The following is a 20830-nucleotide window of genomic DNA, read 5'->3' on the forward strand; positions in this document are numbered from 1 at the left end:
CCCCCCCCGCCGCTCCCTGGGCGAGCTGCGCGCGGTCGCTCCCGGCGTCATCACCGCGATGCATGAGCGGCGTGCGGGGAGCTCGCGGTTCGTCGTGGCGATCGACGGGCACATCGCCGCGACCGTGTCGGCCGAACTCATCGGCGAGCTCGGGCTGCGGGTCGGACGGCGCGTCGACGAGACGGAGGCCGCGCGGCTGTCGCAGGCGGCGGCTCGGCTCGAGGTGTTCGACAAGGCGGTCGAGCTACTGTCGGTGCGCGCGCGCAGCGTGCGCGACCTCACCGCGCGGCTGCGGCGCGCCGGGGCCGGCGACGACGCCATCGCGGGCGCGGTGGAGCGACTGCGGGGGCTGGGCTTCCTCGACGACGAGGCGTTCGCGCGTCAGCTCGCGCGGTCGCGCGTGCTCTCGGGCGGGGTATCGAAACGGCGCATCGGGGTGGAGCTGCAGAAACGCGGCATTGCCCGCGACGTGGCGGACACTGCGATCTCGGAGACGCTCGCCGACGTCGACCTCGACGAAGACGGGGCCGCACGCGCGGCGGCGCTGAAGCGACTGCGTGCCCTGACGGCGCTCGACCCCGCAACTCGGCGCCGACGACTGTACGCCTTCCTCGCGCGCCGTGGCTACGCGCCCGACGTCATCACCAGGGTCCTGCGCGAGGTCATCGGTGATCGCGCCATGGCCGAAAGCACCGACGACTTCGGGGAGGATGGCGACTGATCAGGTGTGCGCCCGCGCCTCGTTCGCCGCCCACACCGCGGTGATGAACAGGGAAACGCCACCCAGCTGGTGCAGCGCGGCGAGGGGAATGGGGACGACCAGGACGAGCGTGGCGATCCCCAGAGAGAACTGCACCAGGGCGATCGCGGCCAGGAGGCGAATGACCCTGGCCAGCGCGTCGGGGAGCGCCTTGCGTCGCGACGTCCACCAGAAGGCCATCGCGGCCAGCACGGTCGCGATTCCCAGCAGCCGGTGGTGGAACTGCACGGCGGCCGGATTCTCGAAGGCATTGCGCCAGGCGGGTGCGAGCGACATGTAGTCGGCCGGCACGAACGCCCCGCCCATCAGCGGGAAGGTGTTGAAGAAACGCCCCGCATCGAGCCCGGCAACGAAGCCGCCCGCCAGCACGGTGACGGCACACAGCGCGGCAAAGGCGAGCGCGGTCGGGAACATGCTCCGCGCGGGGGCGCCGGCGCGCGCGGAAGACGCATCGTCGCGGCCGTCGCGGAGCGATCGGGACAGCGTGGCGGCCGTCCAGACGATCACCACGAGAAGGAGAAGCGCGATCGCGAGGTGCGCCACCAGGCGGTACTGGCTGACGTCCGTGCGATCGGTGAGCCCGCTCTTCACCATGTGCCACCCCATGGCTCCCTGCAGTGCCGTGAGGATGGGGAGGTTGGCGAGGCGCAGGCGATGCTCCGGACGGATGCGGCGCCGCACCAGCAACACGAAGAAGGGGACGGCGAGCACCAGGCCGACCCCTCGGGCGACGAGGCGATGCACCCACTCCCACCAGAAGAGGTTCTTGAACTGTTCCAGCGTGATGCCGGCGTGGACGGTCTGCGCCTCGGGAATCTGGAGGTAGCGCGAGAACGCATCCTGCCACGCCTCCGCGCTGAGCGGAGGGAGGATGCCGGAGACGGGCTTCCACTCGGTGATGGAGAGTCCGCTCTCGGTCAGGCGGGTGATGCCGCCGATCACGATGGCGGCAATCGCCGCGATCATGCTCGCTTGCAGCCAACGCAATACTGCCGCGTCGTCTTCTCGTGACACTGGCTCTTCCTCCGGCAAGTCGATCGGTTCGCGCGGCACCCAGCGAGGCGGAGCCGACCCGATGGTATGCTCGGCGTCCGGAGTGCCAGGGCGCAGTACGGTCGTCATCGTGAACTCCTGAAGACAAATCGATGTTCTTCGGGTTCGTAAGTGACCACCACGACACCGCGTGGCGGGATGGTGACCGTCGAGTCGAGGATGACGCGAGGGGGGAGGGCCTCCAGTGCCCGTCGCGAGCGCTCGGCGACTTCACGCGCATCGCGTTCGGTACCGTGCTCCGTGCTTCGCTGACCGGTATGCTCAGCGTCGGCGGAGTGCGCGGCACGATCGTCTTTCGTCTCCCCCTCCGCCGACGAGGGGGGCACCGTGTCGATGCGCGCCACCTCCACGCGAACGCGATGCGTCCCGGGGGCGACGGCATACTCCTCGAAGACGTGAATCGGGCGGTCGTTCCGGAACCCGCCGCCACGCAACGTGTCGCCCGCGACGACACGCTCCCCGACCTGGACACTGAGGCGATAGCGCGCGAAGTGCCCCTCGCACTCGTATCGCAGCTGCATGTGTGCCGGGCGTTGCGCGAGCTCCTCATCGGTCAGGCGCCGACACTGCTCCACCCGCTCGGGGCGGACACTCCACGAGAGCCGGAGCAGGGCGGCATCGGCCGGCGCCCCCGCCATGGGGGCGATCGAGAGTGCGCGCAGCGCCACGCCCATGCCGAGGGCGACGATCGCCGCCATGAGGCGCGTTGGGATAGGGCGGCGGGTCACGTGCGCCTCTGGTTGGGTTGCAGCGGAATCGCGGTGCAAATCGCCTCCTCCACATCGTCGCCGTCGTCTCCCGCCGGCCGGAGCGACTCGATACGACGGAGGAACGCGTCAAGCGACCGGGTGGTCCCCGCCACGTCGCCCGACGCCATCACCGCGACTTCGATCCGCTGCCGGTCGACGCGGGGCTGCAGTTCGGCCTCGCGGTCGTTGTACATGCGTTCGTGCAGCCACTTGGTTCCTTCGCGCCCGCGACAGTCGCGCGGCGGACAGGTCAGGACGATCACGCCCGGGGCACCTTCGCGCAGCGCCAGTTCGACGACCGACGTGTGCAGGTTGCCCGCGCACGACACCCGACGAACTTCGAGACCGTGTGCCGCGACCACGCCCAGCTGCTCCGGGGCGGCGTTCTCGCAGCAGATGGCCAGGGGGCGAGGCGGCACGGCGACATGCGCTCCCGCCAGGTCCCGTCGCAGCGCCGCGAGTTGGTCGCGCCCGGTGCGGCCGTCGGGCCCCACTCCCATGGGTGCACACGACCCGGCGCAGATGCCACAGCTCACGCAGCGCGCCGGATCCACGCGCGCCACGAGCGTCGGCCGTCCGTCGGAGCGCGGGTGCATCGTGATGGCGTCCCAGGGGCAGTCCTGCGGACACTGGTTGCATCCGGTGCACAGCCGCTCGTCGACCACGCTCGGCGCCCAGAGTAGCACGCGCGGCCGTCGGGTGAAGCGCGGGACGAGGAGGGCGAGGGCGAAGGTCAGGAGTGCTCCGGCCCAGGCCGCGGCCGGCGAGAGGCGGTCGGCCCACGGGAGCCAGAACGCGTAGAAGAGGTCGGAGGGGACCTGCGCCGGGAGCGCGAAGGGCGAGGCTTCGGGGAGGAGTGGCGCGGGGAGGGCGATGGCGAGCAGGGCGAGGACGCCGATCACGCCCACGAGGAGCGGGCGCGGGGGGAGGAGGACCGGGCGGGCGAGCCGCGACACGTGGAGCCACAGCCCGGCCGCGACGCCGAGCGGAAGGGCGACGTGCAGGAAGAGGTTGAGGAAGAAGAACGCCGGGGGGATGGGGCGGTCGCCGGCGAAGATGCGGCGGCTGGGCTCGGAGAGGACCGGGAGGACGTCGAAGAGCCGGGCGCCTGCAGTGGCGAGTTTGGCCCCGAAGGTGTCCCACACCATGACGTAGCCGGTCCAGCCACTGGCGAAGACGATCGCGAGCAGGACGACGCCGGAGGTCCAGGCGAGGGCGCGCGGCCCCCACGATCGTTCCTGGGCGAACATGCGCCACGCATGCACGAGGACCGCGACGACCATCGCATCCGAGGCGAAGCGGTGCAGGGCGCGCATCCACCGACCGATCCATGGGTCCTGATGGATGCGCGCCACGGAGGCCCACGGTGCCGAGACGCGGTAGAAGAGAAGGAGGTAGAGCCCGGACAGGATGAGGGCGGCCAGGAGGGCGGCGGCGATGGTGCCGCTCTGGTGCAAGGGATTGGCGCGCCATCCGTACAGCCGCGTGGCGAGCGCGTCGAGCGGGCGCAGGAGCCGCTGTGCGGGGCGTTGGAGGGAGCGCATGGTGGTGCGGGGGAGGGGAGCGACGCCGGCGATTGCCTCTTGCGCCCAATTTGTCATATCCACATGATAAACGCAATTTCCGAGTCTTCGCCCCACCGCGCTCTCCCAGGGTCACTCCCCGATGTGGATTTCCGGCACCGCCCAGTACGCCATCCGCGCCGTCGTCCACCTGGCGCTGCACGGCCGGGAAGAGCCGTTACGCGTCGATGCGATCGCCGAGGCGCTGGAGGTGCCGCGCAACTACCTGTCGAAGACGCTGCACGCCCTCGCCCGCGCCGGCGTGCTGCGCTCGGGGCGCGGGCCACGCGGCGGCTTTCAGCTCGCCGAGGACCCGCAGGCGCTCACGCTGGCGCGCGTCACCGCCCCGTTCGACGACGTCGGGACGCGCCGGTGCCTGCTGGGACGCACCACGTGCAACTGGAACAACCCGTGTTCCGTGCATCCGCGTTGGGAGGCCGTCTCGCTGGCCCTGCTGGAGTTCTTCCGCACCACCACCGTGGCCGACCTGCTGGGCGAGATCGCCGTGCGCCCGGCCATGGCGCCGGCTGCGGACCGGGGGCGCGCCCGCCTGCGCCCGGGCGCCGGTCGCCAGGACACCGGCGCGAAGCGTGCGCGCGGCGCATCGCGTACGCGCCCCAAATCCCCGTAGGTCGCCGTCCCACCCTTCGCCCCGCCTGTCCATGCCAGACCCGCATCCGCCCGAGGCGCCAGACGCTCCCCCGCCGCTCATGCAGCGCCTGTTCGACAACGTCTTTCTCCTGTTAGGGCTCGGCATCGTCGTGATGTTCGTCGTCTACACGGGCTGGGGGATGTGGGAGATCCTCTCCATGCCCGCGGCCACGCTCCCGTGAGGATCCCATGCTGACGAAAGTCCATACGGGACTCGACCCGGTCCCGGGCATCTGGTGGAAGCCGGCCCACAAGGCCGAGAAGGTCTGGGTGGCCATCGCCTTCGCGTGGTGCATGGTCCTGTTCGCGATGATGCCGCTCTGGCACTGGAAGGGAGGGCAGAACCCCTCCGGCATCCGGCGGCGCACCGACCCCAAGGCGTACTACATGCGCACGGTGGAGTTCGCGAACCAGTACAAGGTGGGGGAGGATCGCGGCATCCCGATCGTGCAACCGCCGCCCGGCGCCGAGGTCTACATGACGGCGCTCACCTACCAGTGGTTCCCCATCCTCAAGCTCCAGCAGGGCGTGAAGTACCGGTTGCACCTGTCGGCGCTGGACGTGAACCACGGCTTCAGCCTCTACCCGCTGAACGTCAACTTCCAGGTGGTACCCGGCTACGACTACGGCCTCGAGGTGACCCCGTCGGCGGCCGGCGATTTCCGCATCATCTGCAACGAATTCTGCGGCATCGGGCACCACTCCATGGTGGGGCGGGTGATCGTGGTGGACGACAAGGGGAACCCGGTGGCCGACAACGCCAACGCCGCGCTGCGCGCAGGAGGGACCCCGTGAGCACCGCCACCCTGGCTGCCGGCTTCCGCACGTGCGACGTCACCGGGCGTCGCATCAGCCGCGCGGCCGAATCGCTGATCAAGGCGAACGCCGTCGTCGCCGTCGTCGCGCTCCTGGTCGGGGCGACGGCCGCCCTCCTGCTGGTGCTCACGCGCTGGCAGGCCGTGCACCTCCTCCCCGCCGAGTGGTACTACCGCATCCTCGGCGTGCACGGCATGAACATGCTCATCTTCTTCATCATCTTCTTCGAGATGGCGGTGCTCTGGTTCGCCGGCACCGTGCTGCTCAACAGCCGCCCCGCGGCGCCGCGCCTGGGCTGGACGGGCTTCGCCCTCATGCTCGGCGGGGCGCTCGTGGTGGAGTGGATGCAGTGGAGCGGCAAGGCCGACGTCCTCTTCACGTCGTATCCGCCGCTCAAGGCCAACCCCCTGTTCTACCTCGGGATCATCGTCTTCGCGGTGGGCGCGCTCCTGGTGACGGGGCTCTTCTTCGCCACGCTGGTGGTCGCGAAGCGGGAGCGCACCTACGAGGGATCGCTCCCGCTCGTGGTCTACGGCGCGATGACGGCGGCGATCATCGCCGTCATCACGCTCCTGCACGGCGCCATCATCTACATCCCGACCTTTCTCTGGTCGATCGGCGTCATCGACCGTGTCGACCCGCAGGTGTACCGGATGATCTGGTGGGGACTCGGCCACTCGTCGCAGCAGATCAACGTCGCGGCGATGGTGGCGATCTGGTACATGCTGGCGGCCCTCACGGTCGGCGGCGTGGTGCTCAACGAGAAGGTGAGCCGGTCGGCGTTCGTGCTGTACATCCTCTTCATCTCGATGGCCTCGGCGCACCACCTCCTCGTCGATCCCGGCTTCGGGCCGGCGTGGAAGATCGTCAACACCTCGTACTTCATGTACATGGCGGTGCTCGCCTCCATGATCCACGGCTTCACCGTCCCGGCCGGAATGGAACTCGGGATGCGCCTGCGCGGCTACACGGACGGCCTCTTCGGCTGGCTGCGTCGCGCCCCCTGGGGCGATCCCGGCTTCTCCGCCATGGTCCTCTCCGTGGTCGTCTTCGGATTCGTGGGCGGGATCACCGGCGTCACGATCGGGACGGAGCAGATCAACATCATCGTGCACAACACGCTGCGCGTCCCGGGGCACTTCCACGCCACCGTGGTGAGCGGGACGGCGATGGCCTTCATGGGGGCGACGTACTACCTCATCCCGCTGATCTTCCGGCGCAAGGTCGCGTTCTGGGGGCTGGCCAAGGCCCAGCCGTACCTCTTCTCCTTCGGGATGCTCCTCCTCTCGATGGGGATGACCTTCGCCGGGAGCTTCGGCGTGCCGCGCCGGCACTGGGACATCTCGTTCTCGCAGGCGGCGTTCGACGTCCAGTTCAACCCCGCCGTGGACCTGGTGCTGGCGGTGATGGGGATCGGGGGGATCCTGGCGGTGACCGGGGCCTTCGCCTTCATCGCCATTGCCGTGCAGTCGGTGTTCTTCGGGGAGCGGATCGAGACGATCGTCCCCGGGACGGCGGTGGCCGGGATTCCGCCGGGACTCACGTCGCCGCCGGTGCACAAGCCTAACGTGGACGAGATCAACGAGGCGCTGCACGCGCCCGAGCGGGGCTTTGCCGGGGCGACGCCCGGGACGATCGTCCTGGTGAGCGTCTTCCTGCTGTCGTTCATGGTCTACTACTTCACCAACTGGAAGCTGCTCAGCGTCCTCTGGAAGGTGGGGTAGGGGCATGCGCACCGTGCGAGCGCGGGGCGGCGTTGCGGCTGCCACCCTCGGGGGGATCCTCGCCATCACCGTCGGGTGGTGGGCGCTCGCGCTGTGGCCCGGCGGGAGCGAGGCGCCCGAGTGGCTGCTGCGCACGCGCCTGGCCTGTTTCGGCGCCATGGGAGATGCGCTCCCCAATGCCGGGGGGTGGGTCCTCCTCATCGGCGAACCGCTGGGGATGCTGGCGGTCCTCGTCTCGGTGTGGGGAGATGCGCTCGCGCGCGACCTCGCCGCGCTGCGCGCGCGCCGGTGGGGGCGCGCGGTGCTCGTCGCCACGGCCCTCGTCCTGGTCGCCGGTAGCGCCGGGGCGGCGGGACGCGTCGCCGAGGCGCGGGGGGTGTCGCCGGGAGCGATCGCGCGAGCCGCCGGCGAGGGGGGAGGAGCGGGGGCATTCGAGGTGCGACTCGACCGTCCCGCGCCGCCGCTGTCGCTGGTGGACCAGCGCGGGGCGCCCTTCACGCTGGAGCGGCTACGGGGGCGACCGGTGATCGTGACCTTCGCGTACGCCCATTGCCAGACGGTCTGTCCCACGCTGGTGGAGTCGATCCGGAAGGCTCGCGGCGCGGGCGGGGAGCGCGTCGCCCCGCTCGTCATCGTCACCCTCGACCCCTGGCGCGACGTCCCGTCGCGACTGCCGGCGATCGCCGAGGGATGGGGGCTGGCCGGCGACGACGTCGTGCTCAGCGGCCGGGTGGAGGACGTCGAGCGACTCCTGGACGCGTGGGGAGTCGGACGTGCGCGCGACGCGCGGACGGGGGAGGTGGGCCACGCCGCGCCGGTGATGCTCCTGGACCGCGCGGGGCGGTGGCGCTATCGCATCGAGGGTGGGGTGGAGCGCGTGGGCACGTTGCTGTCGCAGCTCTAGGCGACGACCGGGACGACGGCGCGTCGGCTCCTCGTGGTGCCACCGGGGCGGCTATATTGCGCCTCATGCGCGCCTCCGACATCCGCTCCCGATTCCTGTCGTACTTCCAGCGCAACGCGCACGCCGTGTTGCCCAGTTCGTCCCTCGTTCCGGCGGACGATCCGACGTTGCTCTTCACCAACGCCGGGATGGTGCAGTTCAAGAAGGTGTTCCTGGGGCTGGAGGAGCCGGCCGCCGGGCGGCGGGCGGCGACGTCGCAGAAGTGCGTGCGCGCCGGCGGCAAGCACAACGACCTCGAGCAGGTGGGGCACACGGCCCGGCATCACACCTTCTTCGAGATGCTCGGCAACTTCTCCTTCGGCGACTACTTCAAGCGCGACGCGATCCGCTTCGCGTGGGCGTTCGTGACCGGTCCGCGCGAGGAGGGGAAGCTCGGGATCGATCCGCGCCACGTGAGGGTCTCGGTCTTTCGCGAGGACGACGAGGCGCGCGCGCTGTGGCGCGAGATCGCCGGGCTCCCGGACTCGCGCATCTACGGCCTGGGGGAGAAGGACAACTTCTGGCAGATGGCCGACACCGGGCCGTGCGGGCCGTGCTCGGAGCTGTACGTCGACCTCGCGCACCTGACGAGCGACTGGGCCTTCCCCGATGGGGCGTCGGGGGAATGGACGGACCTGGTGCGTACCGAGTTCTCCACCGAGGCGTTCGTCGAAGGAGCCGAGGCCGGGCGCTTCCTCGAGATCTGGAACCTGGTCTTCATGCAGTTCGACCGGCAACTGGACGGGACGCTCGTCCCGCTCCCCAAGCCATCGGTCGACACGGGGGCGGGGCTCGAGCGCATCGCCGCGGTGATGCAGGGCGTGACGAACAACTTCCACACCGACGTCTTCGCGCCGATGCTGGCGGCGATCGAGCGCACCGTGCATCGCCCGTACGCGGACGTTGCGCCTGACGGCACGCGCATCCTGGGGGGGCACTCGGCCTCGTTCCGGGTCCTGGCCGACCATGCGCGGGCGGTCGCCTTCCTCCTCGCCGACGGCGTCTTTCCCTCCAACGAGGGACGCGGGTACGTGCTGCGGCGCATCCTGCGGCGCGCGGTGCGCCATGCGTACCTCCTGGGGCGCCGCGAGCCGACGCTGGTGCATGTCGTGCAGGCGGTGATCGACGCGATGGGCGACACCTACGCGGAGCTTCGCCAGCGCTCCGCGCACATCCTCGAGACCACCCGGGCCGAGGAGGAGCGCTTCCTCGCGACCATCGAGGGGGGGATGAGCCGCTTCGACCAGCTGGCACCGGCCATCGGGTCCACGCAGGGCTCGACCCACCTCCGGGGCACCATCAGCGGGGAGGATGCCTTCCGCCTGTACGACACCTTCGGCTTCCCGATCGACCTGACCGAGCTGATGGCGCGCGAGCGCGGCTACGCGGTGGACATCGCCGGTTTCGAGGCGGCCCTTCGGGCCCAGCGCACGCAGTCGCAGGAGGAGCGCAAGGCGAGGAAGCTGGGCGTGGTGGCCGACGAGCTCTCCGACGTCTCGCGTTGGGAGCTCCCCGCCGACGCCTTCGGCGAGACGGCGTTCGTCGGCTACGATGCGGTCGAGATCGAGAGCCAGGTCACCGCCGTCCGCTACCTGGACGGAGACCGGGTGGCGGTGATGCTGCGCGAGACCCCGTTCTATGCGGAATCGGGGGGACAGGTCTCGGATCGCGGCGAGATCGTGGGCGAGGGGTGGCGCGTGGACGTGGACGACGTGAAGAAGATCGACGGTCGCATCGCCGCCATCGGGGAGCTGAGCGGGACGATCGCCTTCGGCACGGCGACGGCGCGGGTCCCGACCGATCGCCGGCACGACACGGAACGCAACCATACCGCGACGCACCTGCTGCACGCCGCCCTGCGCCAGGCACTGGGTGACCACGTGCACCAGGCGGGGTCGCTGGTGGCCCCCGATCGCCTGCGCTTCGATTTCACGCACCACGGTCCCATCAAGCCGGAGGCGCTGGACGCGATCGAGCTCGCCGTGAACCGCGGGATCTGGGCGGCGGTGCCGGTGCGGACCGAGCAGCGTCCGTACAAGGAGGCGGTGGCCGAGGGGGCGATGGCCCTGTTCGGCGAGAAGTACGGCGACGTCGTGCGCGTGGTGAAGATCCCGGGGCTGTCGGTCGAGCTGTGCGGCGGGACGCACGTCCGCAACACGGGGGAGATCGCGATCTTCAAGATCGTGGGTGAGACCGGGGTCGCCGCCGGCGTGCGACGGATCGAGGCGGTGACCGGACCGCGGGCGTTCGAGGTGCTGCGCGAGCGGGAGCACACCCTGGCGCGCGTGGGCGAGCTGCTCCGGGCCACGCCCGACAGCGCCGTCAAGCGGGTGCAGGCGCTGCTGGAGGAACGCAAGGCGCTGGAGAAGCGGCTGGAGGAGGCGATGAAGGGAGGGGGCGACCAGGTGAAGCAGCTGCTCTCCGGTGCGGCGACGGTCGACGGGTTGCGCCTGGTCGGCGCCGCGCTCCGGGTGCCGGACGTGAAGGCGCTCCAGGCGCTGGGCGACGCGCTGCGCGAGCAGCTGGGGTCGGGCGTGGCGGCGTTAGGCGCGACGCTCGACGACGGCAAGCACACGCTGCTGGTGGTGGCGACCGACGACGCCCGCGACCGCGGGGTGCGCGCGGATGCGGTGATCAAGGAGCTCGCCCGGGTGGCGGGCGGCCGGGGAGGCGGAAAGCCCCACATGGCGCAGGCCGGCATCCCGGATGCCGCGCGCCTTCCCGAGGCGCTGGCGGCGCTGGAACCGACGGTTCGCACCCTGCTGGCCCGGTGACCGTCGCCGCGTGGATCGCCCAGCGCGAACCCGCGCCCCCGGCGGCACTGGCGGCGCGGTTGGAGGCGCTGGCGCGGGAGGCGCCGGCCGGCGTCGCGTTGCCGGTGGCGATGGTGGAGCTGGCGGGGGGCGCGCTGCGGCGCCTGCTGGCGCGGGGCGAGGAGGGGCGCGAGGTCGCGCTCGAGCTGCTCGCCATCGACGCGCTCGCCACCTACGCCTTCGAGGCGCAGGGCGAGGAGCCCGGGGAGCTGGATGCGCGTTGCACCTGGGCGATGGCGGCGCTGTCGCGGGCGCTGGAGCGCGCGTGATCGACCTCCATTCACACCTGCTCCCCGCGGTGGACGACGGGGCGCGCACGCTGGAGGTCTCGGTGCGCGTCCTGGAGCGGATGGTGGGCGAGGGGGTGCGGGGGGTGGCCTGCACGCCGCACCTGAAGGCGTCGGCGGCGCACGAGGCACCGGTCGAGGCGCACGCCGCGCTGCGCCGCCAGCTGCAGGCGGTGGCCCCGGCCGGGGTGTCCCTGGTGTCCGGGTTCGAGATCATGCTGGACCGGCCGGGGTGCGACTTGCGGTTGCCGGGGCTGACCCTGGGCGACTCGCACGCGGTGCTGGTGGAGTTCCCCCGCGCGGGGCTCCCGGCCGGCGCGACCGACGAGCTGTTGCGCATTCGGTCCAGCGGGCGGATCCCGGTGGTCGCGCACCCGGAGCGGTACCGCGGGGTCTCGGTCGACACGATGCATGTCTGGCGTGATGTCGGGGCCGTGATCCAGGGCGATGCGCCGATGCTGCTGGCGACCGGCGACATGGGGAGGCTCGCCCGGGAGATGCTCGAGGAGGGGGTCTACGACATCCTCGCCAGCGACAACCACGGTGACCGCCGGTCGCTGGCCACGGTGCGGCTCTGGCTCAACGAGATGGGAGGGGAGCGGCAGGGGCGCCTCCTCACCGAGGAGAATCCCCGGCGCGTCCTGGCCGATCTCGAGCTCGAGCGCGTCCCGCCGCTGCGGCCGGGGCGGTCGCTCTGGCAACGGCTGCGGGCGCTGGTGGGAAGTCGTTAGGTCATCGCGGATACCCAGGAGCCACGGATGGAGGGTTTCGAGAAGCTGGCGGGTGATCGGGCGGGGGCACGCCTGCGCGACCTCGCCGCGCTGGCGGCGCGGACGGCGGAGGTCCTTGCCCCGGACATCGCGCGCGCGGCGGTGCTCGTGCGGAGCACGCTCGAGCGCGGCGGGACGCTCCTGTTCTGCGGCAACGGCGGCTCGGCGGCCGATGCGCAGCACATGGCGACGGAATACGTGGTGCGCTACATGCGCAACCGGCGCGCGCTCCCCGCGATCGCCCTCACCACCGATACGTCGCTCCTCACCGCCGCCGGGAACGACCTCGGCTTCGACGAGATCTTCGCGCGACAGGTGGAGGCGCTGGCGCGCCCCGCCGACCTGCTCGTGATCCACTCCACCAGCGGCAACTCACCCAACGTCATCCGGGCAGCCGAGGCCGCGCGGGCCCGGGGGGTTCGCGTGCTGTCGCTCTCGGCGCGCGATGGCGGCGCGCTGCGCGCCCTCTCCGACCTCGCCCTGGTCATCCCGACCGATCGCACCGACCGCGCGCAGGAATTGCACCTCTGCGTGCAGCACCTCATCTGCGAGGTCGTCGAGGACGCCCTCGACGGCTGACTACGACTTCTCGCCCTGTCGACTTCCATGATCTTTTCCCTGAATGGCAAGCGGGCCCTGGTCACCGGCGGATCGCGCGGGATCGGTGGTGCCACCTCGCGGCTCCTGGCGCAGTGCGGCGCCGACGTGGTGGTGCACTATCGATCGCGGTCGGCGGACGCCGAGGCGATGGCCGCCGAGGTCCGCGCGATGGGGCGTCGGGCCCTGACCGTCGCCGCCGAGCTGTCGGATCGCGTAGCCGTGGCGGCGATGTTCGCGCGGATCCAGGCGGAATGGGGCGGGCTCGACATCCTCGTCGCCAACGCCGGGATCTGGCCGGAGCAGGACCTCGCGGTCGCCGACATGCCCGATGATCGCTGGCGCACGACGATGGCCGAGAACGTGGATGGGATGTTCTACAGCACGCGCGGCGCGTTGCGCCTGATGGGGGACGGGGGGCGCGTCGTGCTCGTCAGCAGCACGGCGGGGCAGCGGGGCGAGTCGATGCATGCGGACTACGCGGCATCGAAGGGGGCGATGATCTCCTTCACCAAGTCGGTGGCGATCGAGGTGGCGCGCCGGGGGATCACGGTGAACAGCGTGGCCCCGGGGTGGGTGGAGACCGAGATGTGCGACGGCGCCTTCGCCGGCGGGGGGCGCGAGCGGATCGCCGAAACGATCCCCGTCGGGCGGATCGCCACGCCGGCCGACATCGCGGCGCCGATCGTCTTCCTGTGCACCGCCGGGGCGAGGCACGTGACCGGCGAGGTGTTCAACGTCAACGGCGGGAGCGTGCTGTGCGGGTAGTCGCGCTGGTGTTCACGGGGGGGACGATCTCGATGCGGTTCGACGCCGGGATCGGCGGCGCCGTGCCCGCGTTAGGCGCGGACGAGATCGTGGCCGCCGCCCGGGGCATCGAGCACGTCGCCGCGCTGCGCGTGGAGGAGTGGGGGCGCTTCCCGGGGCCGCACATGACCGTCGAGCGGCAGTGGGCGCTGCGCAACCGCCTGCTGGCGCTCGTCAACGATCCGGCGATCGACGGCGTCGTCGTGCCGCACGGCACCGATACCATCGAGGAATCGGCCTACCTCGCGACGCGCTCCATCGCCACCGAGAAGCCGATCGTCTTCACGGGGGCGATGCGGAACGCCAGCGAGCTGTCCTGGGACGGGCCGGCCAACCTGTCCGACTCGGTGCGGGTGGCGGCGTCCGACGACGCGCGCGGGCAAGGCGCCCTGGTGATGTTCAACGGGCGCGTCTTTTCGGCGCTCGACGTGACGAAGGCGCATACGCACCTGCTCGACGCCTTCGAGAGTCCCGGGCTCGGGCCGATCGGGGTGGTGGACGATGGCGAGGTCGTCTTTCGCCGCTCGCTCCCGCCGTTCGCCCCCATCCTCTCGCCGGAGTCGCCGGCGACGCCGGTGGACATCGTGACCGCGTATGCCGGGGCCGATGCCCGCTTCCTCGACGTCTCGCGCACCTCGGCGTGTGGGGTGGTGGTGGCGGCGCTGGGGCGGGGGAACGTCCCGCCAGCGATGGCCGAGGGGATCGGGCGCTGCCTGGACGCCGGCGTCCCCGTCGTCGTCGCCTCGCGCGCGCCGCGCGGGCGCGTCGGGACGACCTACGGCTACGAGGGCGGGGGGCGTCAGCTGGCCAACCGGGGGGCGATCTTCACCGGTTCCCGTCGGCCGCAACAGGCGCGCATCGACCTGATGCTGGCGCTGGGTGCCGGACTGTCGGGCGACGCGATGCGCGCCGTCTTCGACGCCTGACGGGGCCGGGGGTGACGATGGCCGGCCGGCGTCCGCTGCCCAACCCCGTCCTGGATCCGCCCCCCGAGGTGCGCGACATCGCGCGCACCCTCGAGGAGGCGGGGCACGAGACGTGGTGCGTGGGCGGGGCGGTCCGCGACGCGCTGCTCGGGCTCCCGCACCTGGACTGGGACCTCGCCACCGCCGCCACCCCCCCCCAGGTCAAGCGGGCCTTCCGACGTACCATCCCGGTAGGCGAGCAGTTCGGGACGATCGGGGTGCTCGACCGCCACGGCCGGCTGCACGAGGTGACCACGTTCCGGCGCGACGTGCAGACCGACGGGCGGCACGCGGTGGTGGAGTTCGGGGCCTCGCTCGACGAGGACCTCGCCCGGCGCGATTTCACGATCAACGCCATCGCCTACTCGCCGGGGCGCGGCACGCTGCACGACCCGTTCAACGGGCGGGACGACCTGGCGCACGGCGTCGTGCGCGCCGTCGGCACCGCGCGCGAGCGCATGACGGAGGATCGCCTGCGCGCCCTGCGAGCGCTGCGGTTCGCCGGGCGCTTCGGTTTCCGCATCGAGCCGGCGACGTGGGCGGCGATCGTGGAGAGCGCGCCGCACCTGCCGCGCCTGTCGCGCGAGCGCGTCAAGCAGGAGCTGGAGAAGACGATGGAGCAGGTGGCGCAGCCGAGCCGGGCGCTCACGCTCTGGCGAAGCGCAGGCGCCCTGCGCATGCTGGTCCCGCTGCTCGACGCGCAGCCGCTCTGGGTGCTGCATGCGGCCGATTTCGTGGCGCTACCGGATGCCAGCGGAAGTGCCGGACGTGCCCGGCGCCGGACGCTGGTGCGGCTGGCAACGCTGTTCGTGGGGGGGGAGCACGGGGGCGTGGTGCGGACGCTGCGTGACCTGCGCTTCTCGAACCGTGACATCGACTGGATCGCGGCACTCGCCGCACACGCCACGTCGCTGCGTCCTCACGTGCGGGGGGCGCTGGAAGCCCAGGGAACGGTTGGGGATGCCGAACTGCGACGCTGGGCGGCGGAGTGCGGACGGACCCGGGTGGCCGACACGTTGCGCGTTGCCCTGGCGTCGCTGGCGGCCGAGGCGTCGATGGGGAGGGGCCCCGAAGGGGGGGAGGAGGCCAGCGGGGGGCCCGCCGACGCGGCGGCGGGGGCGGCCTTCCGCGCGACGATTCCCGGGCGTGCGCGCGCCGTCTATCGCCGCGCGCTGCGCGCCGCGTATCGTGACCCCGTGGAGGTGACCGACCTGGCCGTGGACGGGGAGGACCTGATGCGCGAGGCCGGCGTGGGGCGCGGCCCCGCGTTAGGCGCCACCCTGCGCCGCTTGCGCGACGTGGTGGTCGAGGACCCGTCGCGCAACGAGCGCGCGCTGCTGCTGCAACTGGCGCGCGACTGGGCAATGCAGGCAGGGGAGGGTTAGGATGGTGTTCATCCGCGGTCCACACCCCGAGGCGAGCATCTGGCGCCACTTCCGCGGCTCCGGCGACGGCTTCACCTTCGGCGACCGTGACGGAATCTGCGAGGCGCACGTCATGGCCAACGCCGACCGCGTCGTCGAGCTCTTCCTCGCGCTGGCCGAGCACCTCCCGCCCGCCGTGGCGGTCGAGATCGACGACCTGCGCAGCGGGTCACGCTGGCACGGCGACGACCTGGCGCTGGTCGACGTGCGAGACGCCATCGCCCGCCTCAAGGTGCCGTTCTCGACCCTGGCCGGGGTCGAGGTCACCGTCCTCGGCGCCGACGACCAGCTCACGATCACCCCGAACCTGGACATCTTCGTCTTCGCGCGCAGCGACCGCTGGCTGTACCTCCTCCAGGGGAAGGGATTGCGGCGGCGGCGGGGACTGCGCACGCGCAGCTGGCGCCTGTCGCGGGGCGAGTTCGCCCCCGCGCCGCAGGTGACGGCCGCCTTGCGCGAGGCCGCGGGGCGGCTGGCGCTCGCCGAGCGGCAGGGGGAGCGCGGGTGAAGGGGCGCCGTCCCGCGCGCGGCGAGGGGTCGCTCTTCACCCCGCCGCCCTCGTCACAGCCGCTGGCGGCGCGCATGCGCCCGCGGACGCTCGACGAGTACCTCGGCCAGGAGCACCTGCTCGCCCCGGGCAAGCCGCTGCGCGAGGCGATCGAGCGGGGGACGGTGACGTCGATGATCTTCTGGGGACCACCGGGGACCGGGAAGACGACGCTGGGGTTCCTCATCGCCCGCTACACCGACCGCGAGTTCGTCCCGTTCTCGGCCGTGACCGAGGGTGTTCCCCGCGTGCGCGAGATCATCGCCGAGGCGGAGGAACGGCTGGCGATGGGGCGCGGGACGGTGCTGTTCGTCGACGAGATCCACCGATTCAATCGCGCCCAGCAGGACGCCTTCCTCGCGGCCGTGGAGCGCGGCGTGGTGACGCTCGTGGGGGCGACGACCGAGAATCCCTCGTTCGAGCTGAACGGGGCGCTCCTGTCGCGCGCGCGCGTCGTGGTGCTGAACCCGTTAGGCACCGAGGCGATGGAAGGACTGCTGGCGCGGGCGCTGTCCGACCCCGAGCGCGGGCTCGGCGCGAACGGGATCCAGGCGGAGGGGGGGGCGCTGGCGTGGCTGGCACGCGAGGCCGACGGGGATGCGCGCCGGGCGCTGAACGTCCTCGAGGCGGCGGCCGCCCACGTGGGGAGCGGCGGCGCCCTCACCATCGACGCCCTGCGCGAGGCGATGCAGCTGCGGGTGGCGCGCTACGACAAGTCGGGCGAGGAGCACTACAACCTCATCTCGGCGTACCACAAGTCGCTGCGGGGGAGCGACCCGCAAGGGGCGCTGTACTGGCTGGCGCGCATGATCACGGGCGGCGAGGACCCGATGTACATCGCGCGCCGCACCATCCGCTTCGCCGCCGAGGACGTGGGGCTCGCCGATCCCCAGGCGCTCGCCATCGCCCTGGCGGCACGGGACACGTATCACCTGCTGGGGTCACCGGAGGGCGAGCTGGCCCTGGCCGAGGCGGCGGTGTACCTGGCGACGGCGCCGAAGTCGAACCGCGTCTACGAGGCGTGGGGAGCGGCGCTGGAGCTGGCACGCACCCATCCCGCCGAGCCGGTTCCGCTCCACATCCGCAATGCGCCGACGCGGCTGATGAAGGAACTGGGATATGGGAAGGGGTACCAGTACGCGCACGCCGTACCGGACGCGTATGCGCCGCAGGAGTACCTGCCGGAGACGCTGCGGGACGCGGTGCTGTACGAACCCGGCCCGTTCGGGTTCGAGAAGGACATTTCCAAGCGCATGCAGTGGTGGGCAGACCTCAAGAGCCGGATGCGGGGCGCGGGCGATGCCGGTGCGACCCCGCTGGAGGAATGACATGAGAACCAGGTGGGCAGTAGTGACGATCGCGGGGGCGGCGCTGGTCGCGACGAGCGCGTGCGCCTCGCTGGGACTGGGGAGCTTCAAGGATCCCGAGGTCACGTTCAAGGACGCGCGCATCACGGGACTCGGGGTCACCGGCGGGGCGATCGAGATCGTCCTCGGCGTCCACAATCCCAACCGGTTCCGGCTGGAAGGGACCAAGCTGACGTACCGGGTGCTCGTCGATTCCACGGAGTTCGGCACGGGGGAATACACGACCAAGTTCGCGGTCGACGAGAAATCCAACTCGGAAGTGCGCCTCCCGTTGAGCTTCACCTATGCAGGGGTGGGGGCGGCGGGGCGCGCGCTGCTGCAGACGGGGACGGTCGAGTATCGCGTGATCGGCGACTTCACCGTCAGCACCCCGATCGGGAGCTTCACCCGCCCGTACGACCAGAAGGGGCGCTTCTCCACGCTGCAGGGCGGCGTCCGCGACTAGCGGGCGGCGCGGCGACCGGGGCCCGCGCGCTCGCGCATGCGCGGCGGGTTCATGGGGGGCGCCAGGGCGTCCCCTTGTGCGCCACCACGCCTCCCCCCGAGCTTCCCCTGTTGGCGCGCCGTACCGATCGGTACGGCCGGCGCCATCCTGTCGACCACCTTCCGCCCCACGACCCATCGCTCGCGAACTCATCTCCCTGACCGCGCCCGTCGAACGGGCGATCCTGATCGGTGCCCCGCGCAAGGGGAGCACCTCGCGCCACCTCGTCGATGAGCAGCTCGAGGAGCTCGAACGGCTGGCCGACACCGCGGGTGCGCAGGTCGTCGGTCGCCTGACGCAGCAGCTCGACCGCCCGCACTCCGGGACGTACCTCGGCAAGGGGAAGATCGAGGAGCTCCGGGCGCTCGTGGACGTGCTGGACGCGTCGCTCATCATCTTCGACGACGAGCTGTCGCCCTCGCAGGGGAAGAACATCGAGGACCTCGTCGGGAAGCGCGTGATGGACCGCGCCGAGCTGATCCTCGACATCTTCGCCACGCGGGCCCGCACGCGCGAGGCGAAGATGCAGGTGGAGCTGGCCCAGCTGAACTACATGCTCCCGCGCCTGACGCGGATGTGGACGCACCTCGAGAAGTTCCGGGGCGGGATCGGGATGCGAGGTCCCGGCGAGACGCAGCTGGAGACGGACCGGCGCCTGATCGGGCACCGCATCCGGGTGCTCAAGGAGCGGCTCGCCGAGGTGCAGCGCACCCGCGAGGTGCAACGACACGGCCGGCGCGGGGAGTTCCGGGCCGCGCTCGTGGGCTACACCAACGCCGGGAAGTCGTCGATCCTGCGCGCCATGTCGGGGAGCGAGGACGTCTTCGTGGAGGACCGCCTCTTCGCCACCCTCGACCCGCTCTCGCGGGAGGTCGACGTGGGCGATGGGCAGCGGGTCGTGCTGACCGACACGGTCGGCTTCATCCGAAAGCTCCCCCACCATCTCGTGGCGTCGTTCCGCGCGACCCTGGAGGAGCTGAACGAGGCCGACCTCCTCCTGCACGTGATCGACGCGTCGCACGCCGCGTGGGAGGAACAACGGGAGGTCGTGGACGAGGTCATCGCCGAGCTGGGGGCGCGCGACAAGCCGATGCTGTACGTCTTCAACAAGCGCGACCGCCTGTCGCCCGCGGAGGCCGAGGGGCTCGGGGCGCGCGTCGCCAACCTCTTCCCGAACGCGGTGATGGTATCGTCGATCGCCCCGGGGGGGCTCGATCCGCTGCGCGAGGAATTGCTGCGCGACGTCCGGCGCTTCAAGCCGGTGGTCGAGCTGCAGCTGGGGCACGGCGACGGCAAGCTCCTGGCCGAGCTGCACCGCAGCGGGGAGGTCGTCTCGCAGCGCCATACCGAGGAGGGGACGTTCGTGCGCGTGCGGCTCGACGCGGCGGCGCTCGCCCGCGTCCTGCGGGCGGGGGCATCGGTGGTGGACACCGTGACCGGAGCCCGGGCCCCCGCCTGAGCGGGGGCGCGGGGGCCGTTACCTTTCCTCCATGCCACGAGCACTCATCACGGGAATCACCGGGCAGGACGGCTCCTACCTCGCGGAGCTCCTGCTCGGAAAGGGATACGAGGTGCACGGCCTGGTGCGCCGTGCGTCGACGTTCAATCGCGGGCGGATCGACCACCTCGCGGTGGGGCCGTCGCACACGGCCGGGCGGTTGCAGCTGCACTACGGCGACCTGGCGGACGGCTCGTCGCTGCGGCGGGTGGTGGAGGCGACCACGCCGGACGAGGTGTACAACCTGGCGGCGCAGTCGCACGTGCGGGTCTCGTTCGACCAGCCCGAGTACACGGCCGACATCGTCGCGACCGGGACGTTGCGGCTGCTGGAGGCCGTCCGCGAGCACATCGACCGCACCGGGCGCACGGTGAAGTTCTACCAGGCCGGCTCGTCGGAGATGTTCGGCGCCACCGCGCCACCGCAGGGCGAGAATACGCCGTTCCACCCCCGCTCTCCGTACGCCGTCAGCAAGCTCGCCGCCCACTGGTTCGCGGTGAACCACCGCGAGGCGTTCGGGATGTTCTGCTGCAACGGGATCCTCTTCAATCACGAGTCCCCGCGGCGCGGGGAGTCGTTCGTGACCCGCAAGATCTCGCTGGCGGTGGCCCGCATCGCGGTGGGGACCCAGCAGCACCTCGCGTTAGGCAACCTCGACGCGCGACGCGACTGGGGGTTCGCCGGCGACTACGTCGACGCCATGTGGCGGATGCTCCAGCAGCCGTGGCCCGACGACTACGTGGTGGCGACCGGGGAATCGCACTCGGTGCGCGAGTTCGTGCAGGCGGCCTTCGCCCACGTGCACCTGGACTGGGAGCGTCACGTCACCCTCGACGAGAGGTACCTCCGGCCGTCCGAGGTGGATCACCTGCACGGCGACGCCTCCAAGGCCCGCCAGAAGCTCGGGTGGGCACCGAGCGTGAGCTTCGAGCAGCTGGTGACGATGATGGTCGACGCCGACGTCCAGCTGGCCGAGCGCGAGGCGCGCATCGGGCGGTAGGCGGAGGGCGCCG

The 20830-nt window shown here is 71.6% G+C and carries 20 protein-coding genes; 17 read left to right on the forward strand and 3 right to left on the reverse strand.

The genetic code is table 11. The annotated features are described in order from the left end of the window. Positions 1–721 (forward strand): hypothetical protein (locus ABS52_16445; protein ID ODT01536.1); only part of this gene is annotated, 721 nt, incomplete at its 5' end. Here ABS52_16445 and ABS52_16450 read toward each other — a convergent pair. The 3 genes from ABS52_16450 to ABS52_16460 form a co-directional block, all read right to left on the reverse strand. Continuing rightward, the gene (locus ABS52_16450) at positions 722–1726 is read right to left on the reverse strand and encodes a hypothetical protein (GenBank protein ID ODT01537.1); all 1005 of its coding nucleotides are present in this window, start codon (positions 1724–1726) and stop codon (positions 722–724) included. It lies immediately after the preceding gene. 152 nt (positions 1727–1878) lie between these two features. Next, the gene (locus tag ABS52_16455; protein ODT01538.1) at positions 1879–2511 is read right to left on the reverse strand and encodes a hypothetical protein; all 633 of its coding nucleotides are present in this window, start codon (positions 2509–2511) and stop codon (positions 1879–1881) included. Between the two features lie 26 nt (positions 2512–2537). Further along, positions 2538–4106, reverse strand: a complete 1569-nt coding sequence (locus tag ABS52_16460) for a hypothetical protein (protein ID ODT01539.1) — start codon at positions 4104–4106, stop codon at positions 2538–2540. A 121-nt stretch (positions 4107–4227) separates the two neighbouring features. Here ABS52_16460 and ABS52_16465 point away from each other — a divergent pair, with 121 nt between their 5' ends. From ABS52_16465 to ABS52_16540, 16 genes are all read left to right on the forward strand, one after another. Beyond that, the gene (locus ABS52_16465) at positions 4228–4755 is read left to right on the forward strand and encodes a hypothetical protein (protein ID ODT01540.1); all 528 of its coding nucleotides are present in this window, start codon (positions 4228–4230) and stop codon (positions 4753–4755) included. 209 nt (positions 4756–4964) lie between these two features. Then, the gene (locus tag ABS52_16470) at positions 4965–5570 is read left to right on the forward strand and encodes a hypothetical protein (GenBank protein ID ODT01541.1); all 606 of its coding nucleotides are present in this window, start codon (positions 4965–4967) and stop codon (positions 5568–5570) included. Between the two features lie 11 nt (positions 5571–5581). Beyond that, the gene (locus ABS52_16475) at positions 5582–7315 is read left to right on the forward strand and encodes a cytochrome C oxidase subunit I (GenBank protein ODT01569.1); all 1734 of its coding nucleotides are present in this window, start codon (positions 5582–5584) and stop codon (positions 7313–7315) included. Positions 7316–7319: 4 nt separating this feature from the next. Next, a complete protein-coding gene (locus tag ABS52_16480; protein ODT01542.1) occupies positions 7320–8219 on the forward strand; it encodes a hypothetical protein in 900 nt (299 codons plus the stop codon). A 65-nt stretch (positions 8220–8284) separates the two neighbouring features. Next, positions 8285–11032, forward strand: coding sequence for an alanine--tRNA ligase (locus tag ABS52_16485; GenBank protein ODT01543.1), 2748 nt, complete (start codon positions 8285–8287; stop codon positions 11030–11032). Beyond that, entirely contained in the window at positions 11029–11340 is a 312-nt protein-coding gene (locus ABS52_16490) for a hypothetical protein (GenBank protein ODT01544.1), read from the forward strand. Before ABS52_16485 ends, ABS52_16490 begins: the two co-directional genes overlap by 4 nt. Beyond that, positions 11337–12089: a hypothetical protein gene (locus ABS52_16495; protein ID ODT01545.1), complete on the forward strand. Its 753-nt coding sequence runs from the start codon at positions 11337–11339 to the stop codon at positions 12087–12089. Before ABS52_16490 ends, ABS52_16495 begins: the two co-directional genes overlap by 4 nt. 27 nt (positions 12090–12116) lie before the next feature. After that, positions 12117–12707 carry a phosphoheptose isomerase gene (locus ABS52_16500; protein ODT01546.1) on the forward strand — a complete coding sequence of 197 codons (591 nt, stop codon included), beginning with the start codon at positions 12117–12119 and terminating at the stop codon, positions 12705–12707. A 27-nt stretch (positions 12708–12734) separates the two neighbouring features. Beyond that, on the forward strand, positions 12735–13493 hold the full coding sequence (locus tag ABS52_16505; GenBank protein ID ODT01547.1) for a hypothetical protein: 759 nt from the start codon (positions 12735–12737) through the stop codon (positions 13491–13493). Then, complete coding sequence (locus tag ABS52_16510; GenBank protein ODT01548.1) at positions 13484–14458, forward strand: hypothetical protein; 975 nt, start codon at positions 13484–13486, stop codon at positions 14456–14458. Before ABS52_16505 ends, ABS52_16510 begins: the two co-directional genes overlap by 10 nt. 11 nt (positions 14459–14469) lie before the next feature. Continuing rightward, a complete protein-coding gene (locus ABS52_16515; GenBank protein ODT01549.1) occupies positions 14470–15882 on the forward strand; it encodes a hypothetical protein in 1413 nt (470 codons plus the stop codon). 1 nt (position 15883) lies between these two features. After that, complete coding sequence (locus ABS52_16520) at positions 15884–16429, forward strand: hypothetical protein (GenBank protein ODT01550.1); 546 nt, start codon at positions 15884–15886, stop codon at positions 16427–16429. A gap of 62 nt (positions 16430–16491) precedes the next feature. Continuing rightward, positions 16492–17796, forward strand: a complete 1305-nt coding sequence (locus tag ABS52_16525; GenBank protein ID ODT01570.1) for a recombination factor protein RarA — start codon at positions 16492–16494, stop codon at positions 17794–17796. Between the two features lie 22 nt (positions 17797–17818). After that, the gene (locus ABS52_16530; GenBank protein ID ODT01551.1) at positions 17819–18280 is read left to right on the forward strand and encodes a hypothetical protein; all 462 of its coding nucleotides are present in this window, start codon (positions 17819–17821) and stop codon (positions 18278–18280) included. A 175-nt stretch (positions 18281–18455) separates the two neighbouring features. Then, complete coding sequence (locus ABS52_16535; protein ID ODT01571.1) at positions 18456–19778, forward strand: GTPase HflX; 1323 nt, start codon at positions 18456–18458, stop codon at positions 19776–19778. A 31-nt stretch (positions 19779–19809) separates the two neighbouring features. Continuing rightward, on the forward strand, positions 19810–20817 hold the full coding sequence (locus ABS52_16540) for a GDP-mannose 4,6-dehydratase (protein ID ODT01552.1): 1008 nt from the start codon (positions 19810–19812) through the stop codon (positions 20815–20817). Positions 20818–20830 lie beyond the last annotated feature (13 nt).

This window comes from Gemmatimonadetes bacterium SCN 70-22, assembly GCA_001724275.1.
In the GTDB taxonomy this organism is placed as follows: domain Bacteria; phylum Gemmatimonadota; class Gemmatimonadetes; order Gemmatimonadales; family Gemmatimonadaceae; genus SCN-70-22.